At 57.8% G+C, this 23,960-nt stretch carries 11 protein-coding genes and 2 pseudogenes; 9 read left to right on the forward strand and 4 right to left on the reverse strand.

Going from position 1 to position 23,960, the window contains the following annotated elements; translation table 11 throughout:
• Positions 1-528: 528 nt before the first annotated feature.
• Both FBY12_RS28190 and FBY12_RS28195 read right to left on the reverse strand, forming a co-directional pair.
• Positions 529-1,401: a methyl-accepting chemotaxis protein gene (locus FBY12_RS28190; RefSeq protein WP_371927502.1), complete on the reverse strand. Its 873-nt coding sequence runs from the start codon at positions 1,399-1,401 to the stop codon at positions 529-531.
• Positions 1,384-2,178: pseudogene (locus FBY12_RS28195) on the reverse strand (MCP four helix bundle domain-containing protein); the annotation flags it as partial. The pseudogene FBY12_RS28195 and the gene FBY12_RS28190, both read right to left, overlap by 18 nt.
• 251 nt (positions 2,179-2,429) lie before the next feature.
• Between FBY12_RS28195 and FBY12_RS19810 the strand changes: the two are divergent.
• The 3 genes from FBY12_RS19810 to FBY12_RS19820 all read left to right on the forward strand — a co-directional run bounded on the left by FBY12_RS19810 (position 2,430) and on the right by FBY12_RS19820 (position 5,011).
• Positions 2,430-2,660, forward strand: coding sequence for a hypothetical protein (locus FBY12_RS19810; RefSeq protein ID WP_054053207.1), 231 nt, complete (start codon positions 2,430-2,432; stop codon positions 2,658-2,660).
• The gene (locus tag FBY12_RS19815) at positions 2,657-2,959 is read left to right on the forward strand and encodes a cell division protein ZapA (RefSeq protein ID WP_145255173.1); all 303 of its coding nucleotides are present in this window, start codon (positions 2,657-2,659) and stop codon (positions 2,957-2,959) included. The genes FBY12_RS19810 and FBY12_RS19815 overlap by 4 nt, the downstream gene beginning before the upstream one ends.
• A 99-nt stretch (positions 2,960-3,058) precedes the next feature.
• Positions 3,059-5,011 (forward strand): methyl-accepting chemotaxis protein, encoded by a 1,953-nt coding sequence (locus FBY12_RS19820; protein ID WP_145255176.1) that lies wholly within the window; start codon positions 3,059-3,061, stop codon positions 5,009-5,011.
• A gap of 643 nt (positions 5,012-5,654) precedes the next feature.
• On the opposite strand, the gene FBY12_RS19825 is transcribed toward FBY12_RS19820, so the two are convergent.
• Together FBY12_RS19825 and putA are read right to left on the reverse strand one after the other, a co-directional pair.
• Positions 5,655-7,457 (reverse strand): acyl-CoA dehydrogenase, encoded by a 1,803-nt coding sequence (locus tag FBY12_RS19825; protein ID WP_145255179.1) that lies wholly within the window; start codon positions 7,455-7,457, stop codon positions 5,655-5,657.
• 244 nt (positions 7,458-7,701) lie between these two features.
• Positions 7,702-11,652: a trifunctional transcriptional regulator/proline dehydrogenase/L-glutamate gamma-semialdehyde dehydrogenase gene (gene putA / locus FBY12_RS19830; protein WP_101207691.1), complete on the reverse strand. Its 3,951-nt coding sequence runs from the start codon at positions 11,650-11,652 to the stop codon at positions 7,702-7,704.
• Between the two features lie 464 nt (positions 11,653-12,116).
• Between putA and putP the strand changes: the two genes are divergently transcribed.
• The 6 genes and pseudogenes from putP to FBY12_RS19860 all read left to right on the forward strand — a co-directional run bounded on the left by putP (position 12,117) and on the right by FBY12_RS19860 (position 23,695).
• Entirely contained in the window at positions 12,117-13,601 is a 1,485-nt protein-coding gene (gene putP / locus FBY12_RS19835; RefSeq protein ID WP_145255182.1) for a sodium/proline symporter PutP, read from the forward strand.
• A gap of 296 nt (positions 13,602-13,897) precedes the next feature.
• A pseudogene (locus tag FBY12_RS19840) lies at positions 13,898-15,907 on the forward strand (type VI secretion system tip protein VgrG); the annotation flags it as partial.
• 1,498 nt (positions 15,908-17,405) lie between these two features.
• A complete protein-coding gene (locus tag FBY12_RS19845; RefSeq protein WP_145255184.1) occupies positions 17,406-17,795 on the forward strand; it encodes a hypothetical protein in 390 nt (129 codons plus the stop codon).
• 137 nt (positions 17,796-17,932) lie between these two features.
• Positions 17,933-18,664, forward strand: a complete 732-nt coding sequence (locus FBY12_RS19850; protein WP_145255570.1) for a DUF4123 domain-containing protein — start codon at positions 17,933-17,935, stop codon at positions 18,662-18,664.
• The gene (locus FBY12_RS19855; RefSeq protein WP_145255188.1) at positions 18,664-23,325 is read left to right on the forward strand and encodes an RHS repeat-associated core domain-containing protein; all 4,662 of its coding nucleotides are present in this window, start codon (positions 18,664-18,666) and stop codon (positions 23,323-23,325) included. Before FBY12_RS19850 ends, FBY12_RS19855 begins: the two co-directional genes overlap by 1 nt.
• The gene (locus FBY12_RS19860; RefSeq protein ID WP_145255191.1) at positions 23,318-23,695 is read left to right on the forward strand and encodes a hypothetical protein; all 378 of its coding nucleotides are present in this window, start codon (positions 23,318-23,320) and stop codon (positions 23,693-23,695) included. Before FBY12_RS19855 ends, FBY12_RS19860 begins: the two co-directional genes overlap by 8 nt.
• Positions 23,696-23,960 lie beyond the last annotated feature (265 nt).

The raw sequence follows: 23,960 nt of genomic DNA on the forward strand, positions 1-23,960 counted from the left end.
CAGCGAACTCAGGGGTGGTTTTGCGATTTCGATTTGGCTTGGGATCGGCCCCTCACCCTAGCCCTCTCCCCAGAGGGGCGAGGGGACTGACTGAGGTGTTTGTTCGACGTACATCGACCTGGAAGATTGCAGCGAACTCGGGGGTGGATTTGCGATTTGGGGTCGGCTTGGGATCGGCCCCTCACCCTAGCCCTTTCCCCAGAGGGGCGAGGGGACTGATCGGGGTGTGTATTTGACGTGCATCGACCTGAAAGATTGCATTGAGCTCGGGAGTGGTTTTGCGATTTGGAGTCGGCTTGGGATCGGCCCCTCACCCTAGCCCTCTCCCCAGAGGGGCGAGGGGACTGATCGGGGTGTTTATTCGACGTACATCGACCTGAAAGATTGCAGCGAACTCAGGAGCGGATCTGCGATTTGGAGTCGAACCCAGACTTCGAAAACCGCGAAGATCGGCTCCCTTTCCCCCTCTCCCCCATGGGGAGAGGGTTGGGGTGAGGGGTGGCTGTTGAGCGCACCGCTCATTTCAGATCAAAGGCTGAAGCGTCCAACCATGTTGTTCAGGTCCAGCGCCAGGCGCGACAGTTCGTTGCTCGCCGCGCTGGTCTGATTGGCCCCGGTCGCCGATTGCACCGACAGGTCACGGATGTTCACCAGGTTGCGGTCAACTTCGCGCGCCACTTGCGCCTGCTCTTCGGCGGCGCTGGCGATCACCAGGTTGCGTTCGTTGATTTCGACAATCGCGGTGTTGATCGTGTCCAGCGACAATCCCGCGCCACGGGCGATGCTCAGCGTCGATTCCGCGCGTTCGGTGCTGTTACGCATCGAATCCACCGCGTGCTCGGTGCCGCTCTGAATGCTGCCGATCATCCGCTCAATCTCGCTGGTCGACTGCTGAGTGCGATGCGCCAAGGCCCGCACTTCATCGGCAACCACGGCAAAACCACGCCCGGCTTCACCGGCACGCGCCGCTTCGATGGCCGCGTTAAGCGCGAGCAAATTGGTCTGGTCAGCCAAACCGCGAATCACATCCAGCACTTTGCCGATGTCACGGGATTCGTTCGCCAGGTCGCCGATCAGCGTCGCGGTGCTTTGCACATCAGCGCTCATGCGTTCGATTGCGCTGACCGTTTCCTGCACCAGATCACGGCCATCGCCAGCAGAAGTCGTAGCGTTTTTTGACGCTTCGGAAGTGCTCACCGCGTTGCGCGCCACTTCTTCAACGGCGCTGGTCATTTCATTGACGGCGGTTGCGGCTTGCTCGATTTCGTTGTTCTGCTGAGTCAGGCCCCGCGCGCTTTCGTCGGTGACGCTGTTCAGCTCTTCCGCTGCCGAGGCCAATTGCGTGGCCGAGCCGGAGATCCGTTGCAGGGTGTCGCGCAGTTTTTCCTGCATCTTCGCCATCGCTGCCAGCAAGCGACCGGCTTCGTCCTCGCCATCGACGATGATCGGGCGAGTCAGGTTGCCTTCGGCGATTTCTTCCGCCGCGCCCAACGCATTGGCGATTGGCTTGGTGATGCTGTTAGTCAGCAGCCAGGCAAACAGCACGGTCAGGCCAGTAGCGAAAATCAGCAACGTGATGACCAGATTAAAGGACGACGAATACTGATCAGTCGCTTCTTGATTGGTCTCGGCGATTTGCCGGGTGTTGATCTCCAGCAGTTTCGCCAGCGCGCTATTCACCGCTTCCGAATTGGTCAGCAATTCGGTGTTTAGCATTTTGCGCAGGTCATCGACCTGGTTGGCGCGCGACAGGCTTTTCATCCGGTCTTCGAGTTGGCGGTACTGCGCCAGCAGCTGCACGTATTGATCGTAAGCCGCGCGTTCTTCGGCGCCATCGATCAACGGCTCGTAAACCCGCTGCGCGTCGCGAATCTGCTGATTGCGCGCATCAAACAGGTCCATTGTTTTCTGCTGCACATCGGGTTCGCGGTTGATCAGCAAACGGTACGACAACACCCGCAGGCGCAGGGTCAGTTGAGTGAATTCGTCGAGGCTCTTGATGCTCGGCACGCTGGCGTTGGCGATGTCTTCACCGGCCGCGCGGATCTTGCTCATTTGATTGAGGGCGAACACCCCCAGAATCAACATCAGGCCGCCGATCAGGGCAAAACCGAGGAACGCGCGCGGCGCGATATTCATATTACGAAGGGACATGGAAGTTACCGGGGGAAAGCGCATCCGTGCGGGCTGAGACTGCTGTATGCAGGACTTATCGGTCCTGCGACTAAAGTCTTGAGGCCCTGTGCGTATTTGTCGCACGTGCGGCGCGGCGACGAAGTGCAGGAACCAGATCCGCCAATCACAGTCTTTAAAACTCGCGAGGAAGGTCGCCCGCCAGTGAAATCAAGGCCTTGCGGCCCAATAACCCTGGCATCCGTGGTGACTTTTCTTTATCGTACGCGCCCTTTGAAAAAGCTTGGAAAATCAAAATGTTGGAAGCATCCCTAAGTCAATTGGAACAACTGGTCAGCGACCTGGTGCAACAGAACCAGAGCCTGCTCGGCACCAACCAGACCCTGAGCGCAGAACTGGCCCAGGCCAAGGATGAAAACGAAAGCCTGCAACTGAGCCTGATGGAACAGGAAGAGAAACAAGGCGCCACCGCCGCGCGCATCCAGGCCTTGGTTGAGCGCGTCAGCGCCGGCCCTGTCAGCGCATGAATCCGGGCGCCGCAGGGGTGAAAGTCGTCTCGATCCTGGGGGAGGACTACTCGATCAAGGCACCGGCCGGGGAAGAGCAAACCCTGCTGGACGCCGCCATGATGTTGAAAGCCGCATTGGCCGACACCAAGCGCAAATACCCGACGCTGATCGGTGATCGCTTGCTGGTGCTGGCTGCGATGAACCTGTGCTCGCAGCAGATCGAAATGAAAAAGCAGCACCAACTCGAACTCGACCGTTACCAAGAGCAAGTCAGCGCCACGGTTGAAGTGATCGCCAAGACGATCAATCAGGCCTGATCGGCGTGAGCACAACCAAAGAATAAATTGTCGTTTGGGTTGTATACAATCGGCACGGCTGTTGCAGGGTTTCAGCCACTTATTCTTTGGGGGTGTTCCATGCAGTTCTGGCGACGCAGTATTCAGTGGCAGTTGATTTTGGGGATGGGCACCGCCCTGCTGGTCAGTATTCTGATCGTGATTGGCGTTTATACCCTTGTGGTCAATCGCCTCGCCCAGAGTTATCTGGTCGAGCAGGCCCTGCCGTCAAGCATCGAAGCGATGCGCAACGACATCGAGCGCATCCTCGTTCAGCCCCTCACCGCCGCCAAGGACATCGCCAGCAACAGCATGGTGCGCGACTGGTTGGCCGAGGGCGAAAACGGTGCCCAGACCGACACCTTCGCGAAATACCTGGAAAGCCTTCGCGCCGAGCACAAGGCGTTTACCGCGCTGATCATCGGCACCGCGACCAATCATTACTTCACGGAAAAAGGCCTGGACCGCACGCTCAGCCGATCCAACCCCAAAGACGCCTGGTTCTATACGTTCCTCGACAGCAACCAGCCGCGCACCCTGAATATTGATAACGACACCGCGACCGGAGAATTGGCCCTGTTCATCGACCTTAAAGTCGAGCAGGCCGGCAAAGTCGTGGGCGTTGCCGGGCTCGGTTTGAGCATGAAAGAGCTGTCGGAGCTGATCCACAATTTCAGCTTCGGTGAGCGCGGCAAAGTCTATCTGGTGCGTTCCGACGGTTTGATCCAGGTTCACCCGGAGGCGCAATTCAGCGGCAAGCGTTCTCTCGCCGAACAGATTGGCGCCCCCGCCGCACATGCGGTCATGGGCCATCCCGCGACCTCAAAAGCATCTGCCACCAGTAGCAGTTTTACCCGCGATGGCGAAGATTTCCTGGCGCTCAGCCTGCCGCTGCGCGACCTCGGCTGGACCCTCGTGGCCGAAGTGCCACAGTCGCAGATCTACGCCGAAGCACGCCGCGCCATGTGGATGAGCAGCACGATTGGCCTCGCGGTGGCGCTGGTGTGCCTGCTGCTGGTGGTGTTGCTGGCCCGTGGTTTGGTGCGGCCGATCCGCCAGGTAACAGCGGCGCTGGTAGCAATCGGTAGCGGTGGTGGAGATTTGACCCACAGGTTAGATTCCAGCCGCGCCGATGAGCTGGGCGACCTCGCGCGCGGCTTCAACCGCTTCCTCGACAGTCAGCGCGGCATGATCGGCGAAGTCCTCGCCACCAGCGAACAATTGCGCACCGCCGTCGGCCAAGTGTCGAAAGTGGTGGATAACACCGCCGAGCGTTCCGGGCGTCAGCAGGAAATGACCGAAATGGTCGCCACCGCCGTTCACGAAATGGGCCTGACTGTGCAGGAAATCGCGCAGAACGCCGGCAGCGCTGCCGTCGCCTCGCAAACCGCGCGCGATGAAGCGATGCAGGCGCGCGAAGTGGTTGGCGGCTCGATCCGCCATATCGAAAGCATGTCCGATGAAATCGGCGTTGCAGCGACGGCAGTGGGTGAGTTGGCGCAGCAAGTGGCGTCGATCGATCAAGTGTTGGCGGTGATTCGCGGCATCTCTGAGCAGACCAACTTGCTGGCGCTGAACGCGGCCATCGAAGCGGCGCGTGCCGGCGACATGGGCCGTGGATTTGCGGTAGTGGCGGATGAAGTGCGCACATTGGCGCGGCGCACGCAGTCGTCGACCGATGAGATTCAGCAGATGATCGGCAGCCTCAAGCAGGGCGCGGAGAATGCTGTTTCCTCAATGCATTCGGGCCAGGCTGCGACCGGCACTGGCGTTGAATCGAGCCAGCGCACCGGCACCTCGTTGACGGCGATTACCGGGCAAATCGAGCGCATCAGCGACATGAACCACCAAGTGGCGACCGCGACCGAAGAACAGTCGGCGGTGACCGAAGAGATCAACCGCAACGTGCAAGGGATTTCCGATCTGGCGCGAGCGACGGCCGGGGAAGTTCGCGCGTGTCGTGAGGATTGCCAGATGCTGCAGCGATTGGCCGATGACCTGGCGCGGCAGATGGGTGGGTTTCGGTTGAAGTGAGGTTTGCGGTGTGTCAGTAACGGCTGCCCCCTCACCCTAGCCCTCTCCCCGAGGGGCGAGGGGACTGGCCGAGTTGTTCTTTCGAGTTACATAGACCTGAAATATCGAGTCGAACTCAGGCTCTGAAAACCATGAAGATCGGCTCCCTTTCCCCTCTCCCCGAGGGGGCTGACCGGGTTGTTCTTTCGAGTTACATCGACCTGAAATATCGAGTCGAACTCAGGCTTTGAAAACCATGAAGATCGGCTCCCTTTCCCCCTCTCCCCAGCGGGGCGAGGGGACTGACCGAGTTGTTATTTCGAGTTACATCGACCTGAAATATCGAGCCGAACTCAGGCTTTGAAAACCATGAAGATCGGCTCCCTTTCCCCTTTCCCCGAGGGACTGACCCATGTGTTCTTTCGAGTTACATCGACCTGAAATATCGAGTCAAACTCAGGCTTTGAAGACCATGAAGATCGGCTCCCGTTCCCCTTTCCCCGAGGGACTGAACCATGTGTTCTTTCGATTTACATCGACCTGAAATATCGAGTCGAACTCAGGCTCTGAAAACCATGAAGATCGGCTCCCTTTCCCCCTCTCCCCTTTGGGGAGAGGGCTGGGGTGAGGGGTTGGTTTTCAAGGCAGACGACATTTCTGAAGGTCAGAACCACTCATCCTGCATTCCCAGGCACACATCATCGCGCGCCTCAAGAATCGCCAACTCATGGTGGCAACCCGGCACTTCCCACGTCAGGAAATAGCGCGCCGCTTGCAGCTTGCCTCTATAGAAGCTGACATCCGCCGCATTGCCTTTGGCCAATCCCTCCTCGGCGCGGATCGCCTGTTCCAGCCAACGCCAGCCAATCACCGTGTGCCCGAACACTTTCAGGTACAGCGCCGAATTCGCCAGGCTGCTGTTGACCTTGCCCTGGCCCAGATCGGTCAGCAAACCGATGGTCACCGTTTGCAGGCGCGCGACCAGTTTTTCCAGCGGCTCACGCAGCGCGGTCAGCGATTCATACGCCTGCGCGCGCTCGGCGGTATTGGCGATCAGGCGGATCAGCTGCTTGAGTCCAGCGCCGCCGTTCTGCGCCAATTTACGCCCGAGCAAGTCCAGCGACTGAATGCCGTGGGTGCCTTCGTGAATCGGGTTCAGCCGGTTGTCGCGGTAATACTGCTCCACCGGGTATTCGCGGGTGTAACCGTGGCCGCCGAGAATCTGGATCGCCAGTTCGTTGGCCTTCAGGCAAAACTCCGACGGCCAGGATTTGACGATCGGCGTGAGCAAATCCAGCAGCTCATGCGCCTGCTTGCGCGCCTCTGCGGTTTCCAGTGTGGTGGTGTCATCAAACAACCGCGCCGCGTACAGGCCCAGGTCGAACGAGCCTTCGACGTAGGCCTTTTGCGTGAGCAGCATACGCTTGACGTCGGCGTGCTGAATGATCGCCACCGGCGCGGTGTTCGGGTCTTTGCTGTCCGGCACCCGGCCCTGTGGGCGTTCGCGAGCGTAGTCCAGCGAGTACAGATAACCGGCGTAACCGAGCATTACCGCGCCCATGCCGACGCCGATCCGCGCCTCGTTCATCATCTGGAACATGTAGCTCAAACCGTGGTGCGGCTTGCCGACCAGATAACCCACGCACTCGCCGTTATCGCCGAAGTTCAGCGCGGTAGACGTGGTGCCGCGCCAGCCCATCTTGTGAAAAAGACCAGCCAGCAACACGTCGTTGCGCTGGCCGAGGCTGCCGTCATCGTTGACCAGAAATTTGGGCACGATAAACAACGAAATGCCCTTCACTCCGGCCGGCGCGTCCGGCAATTTCGCCAGCACCATATGCACGATGTTTTCCGAGAGCGGATGGTCGCCGCCGGAGATGAAGATCTTGTTGCCCTTGAGTCGATAGCTGCCGTCAGACGCCGGCTCGGCGCGTGTACGAATATCCGACAACGATGAACCGGCGTGCGGTTCGGTCAGCGCCATGGTGCCGAAGAATCGCCCGTCGATCATCGGTTGCAGGAAGCGCTGCTTCTGCTCCTCGGTGCCGAAACTTTCGATCAGGTTGGCCGCGCCCATGGTCAGGAAGGGGTAGGAGGTGGACGCCGCGTTGGCTGATTGAAAGTGCGCGAAGCACGCTTGCGAGAGCAATGTAGGAAGTTGCATGCCGCCGGCGTCGAAACTTCGCGCAGCGTTGAGGAAACCGGCTTCGAGGAAAGCATCCACGGCGGGTTTCACTTCCGGGATGAGGATCGCTTCACCGTTCTCGTAGCGCGGCTCGTTTTCGTCATTCTTGCGGTTGTGCGGGGCGAAGAACTTCTCGGCGATGCTGCGCGCGGTGCTGATGGCGGCATCGAACGTTTCGCGATTGTGCTCGGCGAACCGCTCACGCTGGGTCAGGCCCTCGGCATCGAGGACTTCATACAGCTCGAAAGCCAGATTGCGGGAACTGAGCAACGTCTCGGACATGTCGGCCTACCTTTTTTGGGAATGGACCGAGTCTAGGCGCGCGCGGGGAGGGCTGAACAGGATGATTGATGAGCGTGATGGTGTGTCGCGGGCAACGCTAATCAAATGTAGGAGTGAGCCTGCTCGCGATGACGGCGGCACATCCAGAACAGATGTGACTGACAGACCGCTATCGCGAGCAGGCTCACTCCTACAGGTTTTGCATTTGATCGTTCCCACACGCGTGGGAACGATCAGTGGCGTGTCAGCCGATAGTCATCAAGCTCGCGTTACCACCCGCCGCAGCCGTGTTAACACTCAACGCCCGCTCAATCACCAGGCGTTCCAGCGCGATGTTGGTTTCGCCTTGCGACAAACCGTGAACCCCGACAATCGCTCCGGCACGTTTGGCCACTTGCTGGCACGCCGCGCGCAATTGGTCGGAATGGCCGTGATGCAGCACCGCATCAAACACCACTTCGTCCTTGCTCCAGTCGGAAACCAGCTTGATCCGCGCCTGAACTTCCTTCGGCAGACGTGCGAACAATGCCTTGGTCAGGTCAGCTTCCGGCCATACTGCCGAACCGCCTACAGCCAAAACCGCCGCCAGTTGCGTGAGCAAATCGCCTTCGACTTCCGCCAGGCACAACACGTGTTCGCGCGGCAGGATCGCGTAGCTGTTGCGTTCGCCAGTCGGGCCGGCGAGCACACGGGTAATCCCGCTCTGCGATTGCGCCGCAAACTGCACGCACAACGCGCTCAGTTCCGCCAGTTTCTGGCTGTCGGCCCAGGCTTGCAGAGCGGTCAGCGGCTTGCTCATGGCATCGCGTAAACGCACGTCCGGGGCAACGATAGCGTCGCCGCGAGCGAAGGATTGTTCGATGGCATCCGTAGGACGAGTCGACAACAGACGGTACAGGTACAGCGGGCCGCCAGCCTTCGGACCCGTACCCGACAAACCTTCGCCGCCGAACGGTTGCACGCCAACCACTGCGCCGACGATGTTGCGGTTCACATAAACGTTACCGGCGTTGACGTTATCGATCACCTTGGCGATGGTCTCGTCGATGCGCGTGTGCACGCCCAGCGTCAGGCCGTAGCCGGAAGCGTTGATCTGGCCGATCAACTGGTCGAGGTCTTTGCGCTTGTAACGAACCACGTGCAGCACTGGACCGAAGATCTCGCGTTGCAGCTCATCGAAGCTTTCCAGTTCGATCAGCGTTGGCATCACGAAGGTGCCGCGTTTGACTTCTTCGCCATCGGCGATGGCCACCTGGTAGACATTGCGACCTTTGTCGCGCATGCCCTGAATGTGTTTCTCGATGCCAGCCTTGGCTTCGGCGTCGATCACCGGGCCGATGTCCACGGACAGACGCTCTGGGTTGCCGAGACGGCATTCAGCCATCGCGCCTTTGAGCATTTCGATGACACGGTCGGCGGAATCTTCCTGCAAGCACAGCACGCGCAGCGCCGAGCAACGCTGACCGGCGCTGTCGAACGCCGAAGAAACCACGTCGATGACCACTTGTTCGGTGAGCGCCGAAGAGTCGACGATCATCGCGTTCTGCCCGCCAGTTTCGGCGATCAGCGGAATCGGCCGACCTTGTGCGTCGAGGCGACCGGCGACGTTGCGTTGCAGCAAACGCGCGACTTCGGTGGAACCGGTGAACATCACGCCTTTGACCCGATCGTCACCGACCAGACGCGCGCCAACGGTTTCGCCACGGCCCGGCAGCAGTTGCAGCACGCCTTCGGGAATCCCGGCTTCAAGCAGCAGACGCACGGCTTGCGCGGCCACCAGCGGGGTTTGTTCGGCAGGCTTGGCGAGGACCGGGTTACCGGCGGCCAATGCTGCAGCGACCTGACCACTGAAGATCGCCAGCGGGAAGTTCCACGGGCTGATGCAGACCACCGGACCCAACGGGCGGTGCGCGTCGTTGCTGAAATCGTTGCGTGCCTGCACCGCGTAATAACGCAGGAAGTCCACGGCTTCGCGCACTTCGGCGATGGCGTTGGCGAAGGTCTTGCCGGCCTCGCGAGCCAGCAGGCCCATCAGCGGCTGAATCTCGCCTTCCATCAAATCGGCGGCACGTTCGAGAATCGCCGCGCGTTCGGCCGGCGGGGTGGCCTGCCAGATCGGCGCGGCGTTCAGGGCGCACTGGATCGCGTTATCAACGTCTTCGACAGTGGCTTCCTGCACATGACCGACCACGTCACGCAGGTCGGACGGGTTGAGCACCGGCGCCGGGGTTTCGGTGCTGGAAACGCAACCGAGCATCGGCGCGGCTTTCCAGTTGTTGTGCGCGGTGGCCAGCAGCGCGCAGGACAGCGAGGCCAAACGATGTTCGTTGGCCATGTCGATGCCGCTGGAATTGGCGCGCTCGGCACCGTACAGGTCACGCGGCAGCGGAATGCGTGGGTGCGGCAGACCGAAACCACCTTCCACGGTAGCCATCTGCTCGATGCTGGCCACCGGATCGGCGACCAACGCCTGAATCGAAATCGACTGATCGGCAATCTGGTTGACGAACGAGGTGTTCGCGCCGTTTTCCAGCAGACGACGTACCAGGTACGCCAACAATGTTTCGTGCGTCCCGACCGGAGCGTACACGCGGCACGGACGATTCAACTTGCCTTCGGAAACTTTGCCTACAACCTGTTCGTAGAGCGGTTCGCCCATGCCGTGCAGGCACTGGAATTCGTACTGGCCGGGGTAATAGTTCTGACCGGCGATATGGTAAATGGCCGACAGGGTGTGCGCATTGTGGGTGGCGAATTGCGGATAGATGACTTCCGGCACCGACAGCAGTTTGCGTGCGCAGGCAATGTAGGAAACGTCGGTGTACACCTTGCGGGTGTAGACCGGATAACCTTCCAGGCCTTCGACTTGGGCGCGCTTGATTTCGCTGTCCCAGTACGCACCTTTCACCAAGCGGATCATCAGGCGATGACGGCTGCGGCGAGCCAGGTCGATCACGTAGTCGATCACGTACGGGCAACGCTTCTGGTAAGCCTGGATGACGAAACCGATGCCGTTCCAGCCAGTCAGTTGCGGCTCGAAGCACAGGCGCTCCAGCAGATCCAGCGACAGTTCGAGACGATCGGCTTCTTCGGCGTCGATGTTCAAACCGATGTCGTATTGCTTGGCCAGCAAGGTCAGCGACAACAGGCGCGGGTACAGCTCTTCCATCACGCGCTCGTACTGCGCACGGCTGTAACGCGGGTGCAGTGCCGACAGCTTGATGGAAATGCCCGGGCCTTCATAAATCCCACGCCCGTGCGACGCTTTGCCGATCGAGTGAATGGCTTGTTCGTACGAGGCCAGGTACTTCTGCGCGTCGTGTTCGGTCAGCGCCGCTTCACCGAGCATGTCGTAGGAGTAACGGAAACCTTTGGATTCAAACTTGCTGGCGTTGGCCAAGGCTTCGGCGATGGTTTCGCCGGTGACGAACTGCTCGCCCATCAGGCGCATGGCCATGTCGACGCCCTTGCGGATCATCGGCTCGCCGCTCTTGCCGATGATGCGGCTCAGCGACGAAGTCAAACCTGTTTCATTGTGGGTGGCGACCAGTTTGCCGGTCAGCAACAAGCCCCAGGTGGCGGCGTTGACGAACAGCGACGGGCTGTTGCCCAGATGCGGATGCCAGTTGCCGGTGCTGATCTTGTCGCGGATCAACGCGTCGCGGGTGCCTTTGTCCGGGATGCGCAGCAGCGCCTCGGCGAGGCACATCAGCGCCACGCCTTCCTGGGACGACAGGGAAAATTCCTGCAACAAGCCCTGAACAATCCCTGCACGGCCGCCAGCACTTTTCTGATTGCGCAGTTTGTCGGCAATCGAGGAAGCGAGTTTGTTGGTGGCTTCAGCCATCGCCGCCGGCAGACGCGCCTGTTCGATCAGCATCGGCACGACTTCCGGCTCAGGGCGACGGTAAGCGGAGGTAATCGAAGCGCGCAAAACCGATTGCGGCAGGATGCTTTCAGCGAATTCGAGGAAGCACTGGTGGGCGTGATCCGTTGGCGCATCGACGGCATCGTCGGCGTCCTTGGTCAAACCGCTCAGCTCGGTCAGGGTTGCACCACCCTCGAGTTTTTCCAGGTAATTGAAAATTGCCTGTTTGATCAGCCAGTGCGGCGTGCGATCAATCGAGGTCGCGGCAGCCTTGAGGCGCTCGCGGGTTGGGTCATCAAGTTTGACCCCAAGGGTGGTGGTAGCCATATTTTTATCCTCATGTTTGCCACGATTGCGTGGCATCAGCTGGCCGCAAGATTAGCTGCGCGCTGTTCGAGGTGCAACCGGGTGCAACCCTTTTTTTGTCGGAATAATAAGCAGCTCGTCAGGAATTAAATTCCGGTACGAACGTACTGCTTCTGCTTGGTGCATTTGCTTCTAGTAAAACTGCCGGACTGCCTTAAAAGGGAGCAAAAACGGGGCATTCGGCGGTAATTCCGACTAGGTGCAACTTATTCTCAAGAAACTGGTTGCACCTTATTTGGATTGTTGAATAGGATTCGCGCCCAAGGTGCAACCGGTCCGATGAGACAGGTGTACCGGCTGATGGCTTTCCTGGGGAAACATCAGTCATAAATGCGCGGAGCTGGAAATCGTCTGATCAAACAGTGTCGTTTGTCGGCGTTTCACACTTCGCCGCTACATAAAAACAAAGCCAGGGCATCCTTCGTATGAGCGTTAGCAATCCAACCCTGATCACGTTCGTGATCTACATCGCAGCAATGGTGCTGATCGGCTTCATGGCCTATCGCTCCACCAACAACCTTTCTGACTACATCCTTGGCGGTCGCAGCCTGGGCAGCGTCGTGACAGCTTTGTCCGCTGGTGCTTCGGACATGAGCGGCTGGTTGTTGATGGGCCTGCCGGGCGCAATCTACATGTCCGGTCTTTCCGAAAGCTGGATTGCCATCGGCCTGATCGTCGGTGCCTACCTGAACTGGCTGTTCGTCGCCGGCCGTCTGCGCGTGCAGACCGAGCACAACGGCGATGCCTTGACCCTGCCGGACTACTTCTCCAGCCGTTTCGAAGATAAAAGCGGCCTGCTGCGGATCATCTCGGCAATCGTGATTCTGGTGTTCTTCACTATCTATTGCGCTTCCGGCATCGTCGCTGGCGCGCGTCTGTTCGAAAGCACCTTCGGCATGTCCTACGAAACGGCGCTGTGGGCCGGTGCTGCAGCGACAATTGCCTACACCTTTGTCGGCGGTTTCCTCGCAGTGAGCTGGACCGATACCGTCCAAGCCACGCTGATGATCTTCGCCCTGTTGCTGACGCCGATCATCGTGCTGCTGGCCACCGGTGGCGTTGACACCACATTCCTGGCCATCGAAGCGCAAGACCCAAGCAACTTCGACATGCTGAAAAACACCTCTTTCATCGGCATTATTTCGCTGATGGGCTGGGGCCTCGGCTACTTCGGCCAGCCGCACATCCTCGCGCGTTTCATGGCGGCGGATTCGGTGAAGTCAATTGCCAACGCGCGTCGCATCTCCATGACCTGGATGATCCTGTGCCTGGGCGGCACCGTCGCCGTCGGTTTCTTCGGTATCGCGTACTTCTCGGCGCACCCGGAAGTGGCCGGTCCTGTGACCGAAAACCACGAGCGCGTGTTTATCGAACTGGCCAAACTGCTGTTCAACCCATGGATCGCCGGTGTGTTGCTGTCGGCCATTCTGGCTGCCGTCATGAGCACCCTGAGCTGCCAATTGCTGGTGTGCTCGAGCGCGCTGACCGAAGACTTCTACAAAACCTTCCTGCGCAAAACTGCTTCGCAAGTCGAGCTGGTGTGGGTCGGTCGCGCCATGGTGTTGCTGGTTGCTTTGATCGCGATCGCGTTGGCGTCCAACCCGGACAACCGCGTACTCGGTCTGGTCAGCTACGCCTGGGCCGGTTTTGGTGCTGCTTTCGGTCCGGTTGTGCTGATCTCGGTGATCTGGAAAGACATGACCCGCAACGGCGCACTGGCCGGGATCCTGGTCGGCGCGATCACCGTGATCGTCTGGAAACACTTTGAATTGCTGGGCCTGTACGAAATCATCCCAGGCTTCATCTTCGCCAGCCTGGCGATCTTCTTCGTCAGCAAAATGGGCGCTCCGACTCAAGGCATGCTGCAACGCTTCGCTGCCGCCGAGAAAGATTTCCGCGTGAACAAGTGACCGGGCAGGGCGTAATGCCCTGATCGTTCGCCAAAAAACGGCCCGCTTCTTTAAAGGAGGCGAGCCGTTTTTTTATGCGCGGTGGCCTGCAAAACCTGTGGGAGCCGAGCTTGCTCGCGATGGCGTCATCCGCCTCGACACAGTCCACAAGCAGCGAATGTCTGTAGCCAAACGTACTGTTTCCTTCAGGAAAATCCTCTAGACAAGTAGGGCAAATCTGATTTCTCTGAGGTCCACTCAACCGCCCTTGATGCTCATGCAGAATCGCTGGCCTTCATTCTGCAGAGACACATCGGATGTTCGCGCCTGCCAATCAACCGCGTTTCACGTTGACCCTCGAAGGCGTCCAGAATGAGCTCAATGTGCTTGAGTTCACGGGCAAGGAAGCCATCAGCCAACCCTTCCATTTTGACCTTGAACTGGTCAGTGAACGGCCCGACCTCGAACTCGAAAGCCTGCTGCACCGTCAGGCATTTCTGAGTTTTGATGCACAAGGTTGCGGTATCCACGGTCAGATTTATCGCGTCGGTCAAGGTGATTCCGGGATACGTCTGACACGCTACCAGGTCACTCTCGTACCGCGCCTGACCTACCTTGGCCACCGCATCAATCAGCGAATCTTCCAGCACAAAAGCGTGCCGGACATCGTCGCGCAAGTTCTCAAGGATCACGGCATCCAGCGCGATGCCTTTGAATTCCAGCTCGGCAGCGACTACGCCGCGCGCGAGTACTGCGTGCAATACGCCGAAAGCGACCTGGCGTTCATCCAGCGCTTGTGCGCCGAGGTCGGCATTCACTTCCACTTTCAGCACAGCGCCGACGGCCATTTGCTGGTGTTCGGCGACGACCAGACGGTTTTCCCGCGCTTGCCCGAACCCACCCTGTACCTGCCCGGCAGCGGCATGGTCGCCAGTGAACCGGCGATCAAGCGTTTCAGCGTGCGAGTGGAAACCCGGACTACAGCCGTTACACGCCGCGACTACAACTTCAAAAAGCCTGGCCTGCAACTCGAAAGCCGCCTCGACAACGAGCAACTACCGGTGCTCGAGGACTACCACTTTCCCGGTCAATTCACCGACCGCGATTACGGCAAAAAACTCACCCAAAGAACCCTCGAACGCCACGGCGCGGACTTCCGTCAGGCTGAAGGCAACAGCGATCAATCGGCATTGGTTTGCGGACATTTCCTGCAATTGGCGGAGCATCCGCGCCAGGCCTGGAATGATCTGTGGCTGATCACACAGATCGAACATTTTGCTCGCCAACCGCAAGTGCTGGAAGAATCCGCCACCGACGACGGAGAATTCCAGGGTTACCGTAATACCTTTCTCGCGACGCCGTGGGACGTTGTCTTTCGTCCGCCGCTGGCGCCGGACAAGCCACGCATGCTCGGCTATCAACCTGCCGTGGTCACCGGCCCCGCCGACAGCGAAATCCATTGCGATGAATTTGGCCGAGTCAAAGTCCAGCTCGCCTGGGACCGCGACGGCCAGCTCAACGAGCACTCCAGTTGCTGGTTGCGTGTGGCCACCGGTTGGGCGCACGACCGTTACGGCAGCGTATTGATCCCGCGCGTCGGCATGGAAGTACTGGTCGGTTTCGTCGACGCCGATGCCGATAAACCGCTGGTAATGGGCTGCCTGCCCAACGCCGCGACGCCGGTACCGCTCGACCTGCCGGCCGACAAAACCCGCAGCATTTTCCGCAGCCAAAGCAGCCCCGGCGGTGGTGGCTACAACGAATTGCGCATTGAAGATCGCAAGGGCGCCGAGGAAATTTACCTGCGCGCCCAGCGAAACTGGACCCAGCACGTACTGAATGATCAACAGGTACAAGTCGATAACGCCCGCAGCATCGTAGTCACCGGCATCGCCCGCCATGAATTGAAGGCCGACGAGCAACGCATCACCCACGGCCAGCGGCAGACCGAAGTGAAACAGGACGACCACCTGCTGGTGAGCGGCGACCGGCACATCCGCGTGGCCAGCCAAACCCTCAGCGCCAGCCAGCAATTCCACCTCAGCGCCGGCCAGCAAGTGGTCATCGACGGCGGCGCCAGCGCAACCATTCAGGCCGGCGGACAGTGGATCAACATCGGCCCCGGCGGCATCTTCAGCAGCGTGCCGATCCAGGTCGGCGGCGCACCAATGGCGGCGCTGGCGGCTGCACCGATTTCACCGGACGTGCCGTTGAAACTCGCAGCGGCCCCGGCGGCGCTGCTGACTGCGGCGCAGGTGATGAGCTTGAAAAGCGATGCGCCGTTTTGTGAGGAGTGTGAGCGTTGCAAGGATGGGATGTGCCCTTCGCCGAACACTTTGACCAGTGGCTCGAAGGCCTCATCCATAGCCCCCGCTTCAACCGTCGAACCGGGTTTCCATATCGTGGAGCAGGGCATGTCGCGGTCTGCGCTTGAGTCGATTTTGTTTGCACAACCGGAGCCGGCGGTGCTGGAGAAATTCAGAAGCCTTAATCCACAGCTCTCCAACTTCACCAAACCCGGTCAATTGATCGTCCTCAGTGATCCGCGCAACACGCAATGCACCCGCGAAGAGGCTTTGCTGATGGAAGCCGCGCAGAAAGTCGATGCGGCACTTGAGCCGTTGAGCGATGCGGAAGCGGAGTTTATGGCGCGGCATCATGGGGAAATCGAATCTTTTCTTTCGCAGGGTTCGACTGGAGTGGGTATTGGGGCGGCGATGTTTGGTAAGCACTTGGGCAACTTGAAGGACACGCTCTTAGAGTTGGAAAACCTCCACAAACGCACTTTCGACAAACACGGAAAACTCCAGGGCGCGGACTTCTTTACCGAGCGCAAGAGATTGATGGGGCAGCTGGATAACAGCCTCGGACCATTGGTGCGCAAGGGTGTGGGTATTGCGGATCATCCAAAACTGAAAAATGCGTTGGGGATCTCAAACCGGAGTCTTGTGCATCACTGGAGTAAGGCTGGAACGGCGGGGGGGATTCCTGGGTATGCGACGCACATTGATGGGGTGAGTAAGGCTGGGAAGGTAATTAAAGTTGGTGGCTGGGTTGGCATTGCATTAGGAGCTTCTGCTTCTGGGCTAAAGGTCAAAGAAACCTGCAAAGTCGGGACGGAAGAAGCTTGCAGGAAGGTGAAGTTCACGGAAGACGGAAAGTTCGGCGGCTCTTTGGCTGGAGGTGCAATTGGGGGCGCGGTTGGTGGTGGGGCTTGTATAGCCATTGGCGCAACTACTGCAGGTATTGGTGGGATTATTTGTGGCCTTGTTTTAGTTGGAGTAGGAACCTCTCTTGGTATCACCGGAGGCGAACTTGTTGGAGAGGACTTGGGAGAGATAATTTATGAGGGAATACATCCGTGAGGACCGAAGCTGAAACGACGATCTTCTTGATTGGCGGTGGAGTGTTTTTTCTATTGGGCTTTTTTATGTTGGTCGTGCAATTGTATTTGTCATATTTCAAGATGAGCGAAATATTGCGCTCTTTGGCTAGGTCAAGAGCTGTCTTAAGTCGACGGTTTATTGTCGGGGGTGATCCTTTTACTAGGTTTTTCATATTGGTGTCGATTGCTCCGCTTCTGATGTTTCCACGGCGGGCCATAAAGCTTGGGGAATTAGATCAAGAAGATTACTTGGAGTTTTCTCCCCGCTTGTTACGAATCATAAAATGCTTTTATTGTCTTGCACATGTGGGTGCCGCAGTTTTGATTGCGTTGTGCTACCTAAGCTTGAAGAGGATTAGATAATGAGGTTTCGTGGTTTAAGTAAATCTCGGAAAGGAAGTCAGTTGGGTAAGGGGCGAAATCGTGCGTGAGGTCACCAAATGAGAACAATACCTGAAACAGTATTTCTATGGGGTGGTTTGGTTCTGATTGCTCTTATTTTGCTGGCTTCACTGGTCTTGCTGTATTTCGCTTATTTCCGTGCCGGAGAAATTGTGAAGAATTTGAGTAATTCTCCAGCTGTCGTTGCTAGAAGCAAATCTTTGGGGTGGGATCCGGCTGGTCGTTTTCTATTCATTAGTTGTGTAGGCACACTTTTCATTTTTTCTAAGAAATCTCTGAAGAGTGGTGATCTCAACACGAAAGATTACAAATGCTTTCCAGTGGGCCTGCGAAGGAGAATTGAAGTTATAAGTATGTTGATGCTTGCGCTCTGCGTGATTGCCATAATTGGCGTGATCATCGGTAAATATAACGGCTGGTTAAAGTAAGTCTGTTTGTAAGGCGCTGCACTGGCTAAGCGCTGGAAGCGCTTTCTAGAGTGGCATCTGCTGGTTCCATAAAGATACTTCTATTGATTGTTGATAACGGCGCACTCGATTCTTCGGGCGCTGCACGGGCGCTCGTCATGAATACAGTAACTCCCAGTCATTGGTTGCAACTTAGTCCTTTGGAAAATGATGAAAAACTGTTCGCAATATTCAGCAACGCCAGCGCGGCCGAGCCATTCAAGGCCTGGCGGCATTCAGTAACTGCTCAAGCCCCGAACCCGATCTGGGCCGGCACCCCCTATGCCGAGTGGGAAGAGGTGATGCCGTATGTAGGAATCGTCACCGCTGGCAGTGAGTTTTTGGAATGGGTCGCCGCTACTGAATCGCCTGACTGGGGCTGGTTGGCGATTTCTTCTGCAAGCCCTGAGGCGCTGGTCGAGCATTTTCGTTCGCTCACCCAGGCGCTGTTGCCCAACGGCGAACCAGTGTTTTTCCGCTTCTGGGATGGGCGTTATCTGCTGCCCATCCTGCAATCCACCGAGGTACGGGCGTCCGAGTTGATGCCGCTGATCGGGCGATGCCTGATCAATGGTCAGGCGTTCGACATCGGTGGTCGCGCGCTGAAAACCTCGCGCGTTTCTCCTTGGTGGCAAGTCCCCGAAAAGTTGCTCGAAGAACTTGCTGCGCAGTCCGCCATCACCCGCATCAACAACTTGCTGAAATGGCTGAGCGAAGACCGCCCGGACTTGTTTGAAGCATTTTCCGACAACGTGTTGCGGCGCAAAGTCGCGAGTTTTCTCGAGGCGCCGGAGCTGCCGCAAGTACCCAAACAAGCCTTGATCGACTACCTGACGGCGGAACTGGATTAATGGATCAGATCACTTATATCGAGCAGGAACTCGACAGCTTTCCGAACACGTTGACGCTCTATCGCGAACAGCTGAAACACTGGTTTATCCGCCTCGCAGACGCGGGAAGTCGCGCCAATGATTTGCCTTCGCTGATGAACATGGAGCGAGTCATAAAACTGGGGCACACCACCACTCTTGTCAGCAGTACCGACGACGACTTTCTCTCCAGTGTTGCGCAATGTCCGAACAGCGGAATTCTCGAAATCGAGAGCAAGTTTGAATCGGTCTACGACATTCCCGTCGGCAACATTCAGGTCGATGTCATCGCGATGGATGGCGGCGAAACAACGCCGATTACGCTCGATGAAAACGGCAAAGGACAGTTCGAAGGGATCGCCGGCAAGTTCTACCGCGTGCATGTTCACAGTGCGATAACGCCCGAGCACGTCGACGAACTTTTCTCTTCTTATGATGGGCTGAACAAGCAACTTGAAGGCTGGTTACGCAAGGAATGGGAGGGCTTCAAACCGCAGTGGTCGCAGCAGTCGGCGTCCGCCTCTCTGGCGGCGACGGGCAGGGGAATGCTCGCCGGTGGATGGGCGGCGATCGTCGGGGTCTGGGATGAAATCGGCGAACTGAGCGACATTCTCAAGGACCCGAATGCTTACCTCGAGAAGCTCGGCGAGAGCGCTGAACAGTTGGTCAAACTGGCTGAAAGTGCGCCGCTGATGATGGAAAAAGCCATGTTGCTGGCCAGCGACGAGGCTGCACTTTTCCTCTTGGTGCGTACAGCGGTTTTATGGCTCGACGCAGTACCGACATCGCAGCTGTTTGAATCGTCTGCCGAGGCAACTGGCAAGTTGATCGTCGGGCTGGTTATCGACTTGCTGATTGGTCTGGTCTTGAGTGTGGTCGGTATCGGCATCGCTTGGCTGACAGTGCGCCTGGTGAGGTACGGCGCGCGAATTTTCCAAGCGGCCATGGGCTTCGTAAGAGCGATGGCCACGATCATCGACAACTTCATGGATTACGTCGACCGCTACAAGAAAGTGGCTGCCCGAGGCGTGGCTGCCGGCCTGAAAAAAGGCCGGATGCAGTTGAACTGGAATGCGCGGCGCAATACGTCGCTAAAACAAGACCCGCGCCACGACGACGCTCCCGATCAAGCGAAAAACCCCAACGGTGACAGCGCTGATTGTGTGCCGCTTACTTGCACTAACAACTGCCCGGTATCGATGGTCACCGGCGAAGAGTTGCTCACGCTTACCGACGGTTCGCTGAATGGAATATTGCCGTTCGACTTCACCCGGCTTTACCGCACCAGTGCCGCTGAGATCGACAGCGGCCTCGGTTATGGTTGGAGTCACAGCCTCGCCCATCGCTTGGAAGTTGATGGCGAACAAGTCGTCTGGATCGACCACGAAAATCGCCGCACAACGTTTCCGCTGCCAAACAGCGCGCGCCCGACGATTCATAACAGCCTTTCGCGAGCGGCGATTTATCTCGGCAATCAACCCGAAGAACTGATCCTTGCCCAGGCCGGTGAAGAAACACGTTTCTTCCACTTCCAGAACGGTTTTCTTACAGCGATCAGCGACGGATACGACAACCGCTTGCGCATCAGTCGCGACCTTTCAGGCCGGATCAAACGCCTCGACAACGGCGCCGGTCGCGCCCTGCTGATGCGCTATGAACGCTCACATCTTGTTGCTATCGATTACCAACAGTTTCGCCCAGCTGAGACCCTCGATCAGGCGTGGCACACCGAACAAACGCTGGCGACTTACGGCTACGACGAGCGCGATCACCTGATCGAAGCCACTAACGCGGCAGGTGAAAGCGAGCGCTACGACTACGACGAGCAACACGTCATCCTCCAACGGCAATTGACCGGTGGGGCGAGTTTCTTTTGGGCGTGGGAAAAGTCGGGCAAGGCTGCGCGATGCGTCCGGCATTGGGCATCTTTTTCACAAATGGACACGCGTTACGTCTGGGATGACGAGGGCAGCGTCACCGTTACCAACGTCGACGGCAGCGAAGAGGTTTACGTCCATGACGACCGCGCGCGGCTGGTGCGCAAAGTCGAATTGAACGGTGGCGAACACCTCAAATCCTACGACGACCAAGGGCGCTTGATCGCCGAGCAGGACGCGCTCGGCGCCATTACTGAATATCACTACGACGAAGTCGGACATCTGGTGGCGCTGATTCCGCCGGCAGATGAACCAACAGCCTACGAATATCGCAATGGATTCCTACACGCACGCTATCGCGGCGACGCGGTGTGGAAGTACCGGCGCAATGCGCAGGGCGATGTCACCGAAGCCATCGACCCTGACGGGCAGATCACCCATTACCACTACGACCCGCAAGGGCGGCTGTTGTCGATCCGTTATCCGGACATTAGTCGTCATGTATTCGTGTGGGATGGCCTAGGGCAACTGTTGGAAGAGACGCTGCCAAATGGTGGTCAGCGGCACTATTCCTACGACGTGCTCGGGCGGCGTATTACTCGGCGTGACGAACATGGCGCTGTCAGTCGTTACCAGTGGGACGCCATTGGCCGACTTATCCACACGACATTTCCTACAGGCGCAACACGCGCCTACAGCTACAACGCCTACAGCCAGATCACCGCCGAGCAGGATGAACTGGGCCGCGTTACCCGTTACGAATACGCCGAAGACCTGCATCTGGTCAGCCGTCGTATCAACCCCGACGGCACTCAGCTCAAGTATCGCTACGACAATGCGCAGCTGCTTCTCACGGAAATCGAGAACGAATCCGGTGAAAAATATCTGCTGGACTACACGCCCAATGGATTGATCCGACAGGAAACCGCATTCGACGGGCAGCGCACGGCGTATGCCTACGACCTCAACGGACACTTGCTGGAGAAAACCGAATTCGGCGACGACGGCTCGACGCTCGTCACCACTTACGAACGCGATGCGGCCGGGCGCTTATTAGTCAAAACGCTGCCCGACGGCAGCAAAGTCGAATACCGCTACGACCGCCTCGGTCGATTGATCGGCGTCGACGACGGCCACGACCATCCGCTGGAATTCGAATACGACCGCCAGGATCGCCTCATCACCGAACACCAAGGCTGGGGCACCTTGCGTTATGGCTACGACGCCTGCGGGCAACTCAACCATTTGCGCTTGCCGGACAACAGCAAACTCGACTACCACCACGCCAAGGGCGGCGCACTCAGCGCCATCGACCTCAACGGCGCGCGGCTGACCACCCACCGATTTGCCTTTGGACGCGAGCACCAGCGCCAGCAAGGCCTGCTGCTCAGCGAATATTCCTACGACGATCAGGGACGATTGAAGGCCCACGCCGTCAGCCAGAAACACCAAGCGCTGTATCGCCGCGACTATGCCTACAGCGCCAACGGCAATCTCGACAGCATCGCCGACACCCGCCACGGCCAACGTAGCTATCAATACGATTCGCTGGATCGCCTGACCCGCGTGCGCCACACCCGCGACGATCCACCGGAAAGCTTCGCCCATGATCCGGCGTGCAACTTGCTGATGCAGGACCGTGCGGGCGCAGCAACAGTGCGGGGCAATCGGTTATTGATGCAGGGGGACCGGCATTACGACTACGACGCCTTCGGCAACTTGATCCGCGAACGTCGCGGCACCGGACTAAAACTCGTCAGCGAATATCGCTACGACTGCCAGCATCGCTTGATCGGCGTCACAACTGCGGATGGCCGCAGCGCAACTTATCGTTACGACGCGTTCGGTCGGCGCATCGCCAAAACAGTCGACGGCAAAACTACAGAGTTCTTCTGGCAGGGCGATCAAGTTGTCGCCGAAAGCAGCCGCGAACATTACCGCAGCTACGTCTACGAACCCGGCACGTTCCGCCCGCTCGCCATGCTCGACGGCAAAGGCCCGCGCAAGGCTTGTCCGTTCTACTACCAACTTGATCAACTAGGCACACCGCAGGAACTGACCGACTACAGCGGCGAAATTGTATGGTCTGCGAAATACAACGCTTACGGTAAAGTCACTCGCCTGACACACGGGGCAGGCGAACAACTTGAACAGCCGCTGCGCTTTCAGGGGCAGTACTTTGATCCCGAGAGCGGGCTGCATTACAACCGCCATCGGTACTATGATCCGGATGTCGGCCGGTACCTGACGCCTGATCCGATCAAGTTGGCGGGTGGGCTTAACCAGTATCAATACACGCCGAATCCGACGGGTTGGGTTGATCCGTTGGGGTTGAGCTGCCCGCCGCCGAAAGCGGCTGGTTGTAAGGTGCCGGGGGATACGACTGGCGCCAGGGTTGATGAGGGCGAGCCGAAGGTCCCAAGTCCAATCTCTCGCCCTCAGGATTTTGGAAACGAAGAAAAGCTAGTTGGGCATTATGAAAAACATGGCGCAGAATTTAAGGCTACGAGTAAGGAAGAGTATTTACTTATAGCGCGTGACGTTGTGAATCAAGGGTCTCGTGTGGAGTACGAGTACAAAGGTCAGCTTCGTGTTGGGTATTTGCAATTAATGGGGAATAATCGAAAAGGGGAGGCCAAATTTGCTTTTGTTGGAACAAATAATAAAAAGGAAATTACGACTTTGCATACGAAAAGTGGAAAAGAGTCTTGGAAAGCTATAAACGGTGATGCTCGTGATAAAACGGTGAGGCCAGTAAATGAATAGTAAATATGCGGCGGTTGTACTGGCAGTAGATCCAATCGTCGAGGAAGAGGTTTTACTGCTCGTAAATGGAATGAAAGTTAAATGCTTTGCGAGCTACTGCCCTGAAAAAGTCGAGGTGGGAGAATCCTATGACGTTGAATTAGATATAGTCCTTGCTGATGATAATCTTATCGTCGCTGCAGAAAAGCGCGCTGACAGATTCGTCGAAATAATAGGCGGCGGCTTCCCCTGCTTTCTGTATGGTTATTTGGACGGAAGTGTCTTCCGTTCCTTCGTTGACTTTATGGGTCAGGAAATCCACTACGACTATCCAGAGTTCAACGAGCAATTCGTAAAGATCAGGGTGGACAGAATTAATGTGTATTTCTGATCAACCAACGCATCTGGCTCTTTTCCGCTTTTATTTTATTTGTAGGCAAATGACAGGGTTTCCAGTTTAAGACGATTTCATTGAAAAGTGAGGGCTTTAGATCCACCCCTCACCCTAACCCTCTCCCCAAAGGGGTGAGGGGAATGAGTGTGATGATCTTCCGGCTGCCGTCGACCTGAACGATCAAGGTGAACTCAGGCTTAGCCAAGCCAAGAGCGCCGCCTAGTGGCCGGTCGCGGTTAACCATCCAAACAACTCGGTCAAT

It is taken from the genome of Pseudomonas sp. SJZ131, assembly GCF_007828705.1.
Classification (GTDB): Bacteria; Pseudomonadota; Gammaproteobacteria; order Pseudomonadales; family Pseudomonadaceae; genus Aquipseudomonas; species Aquipseudomonas prosekii.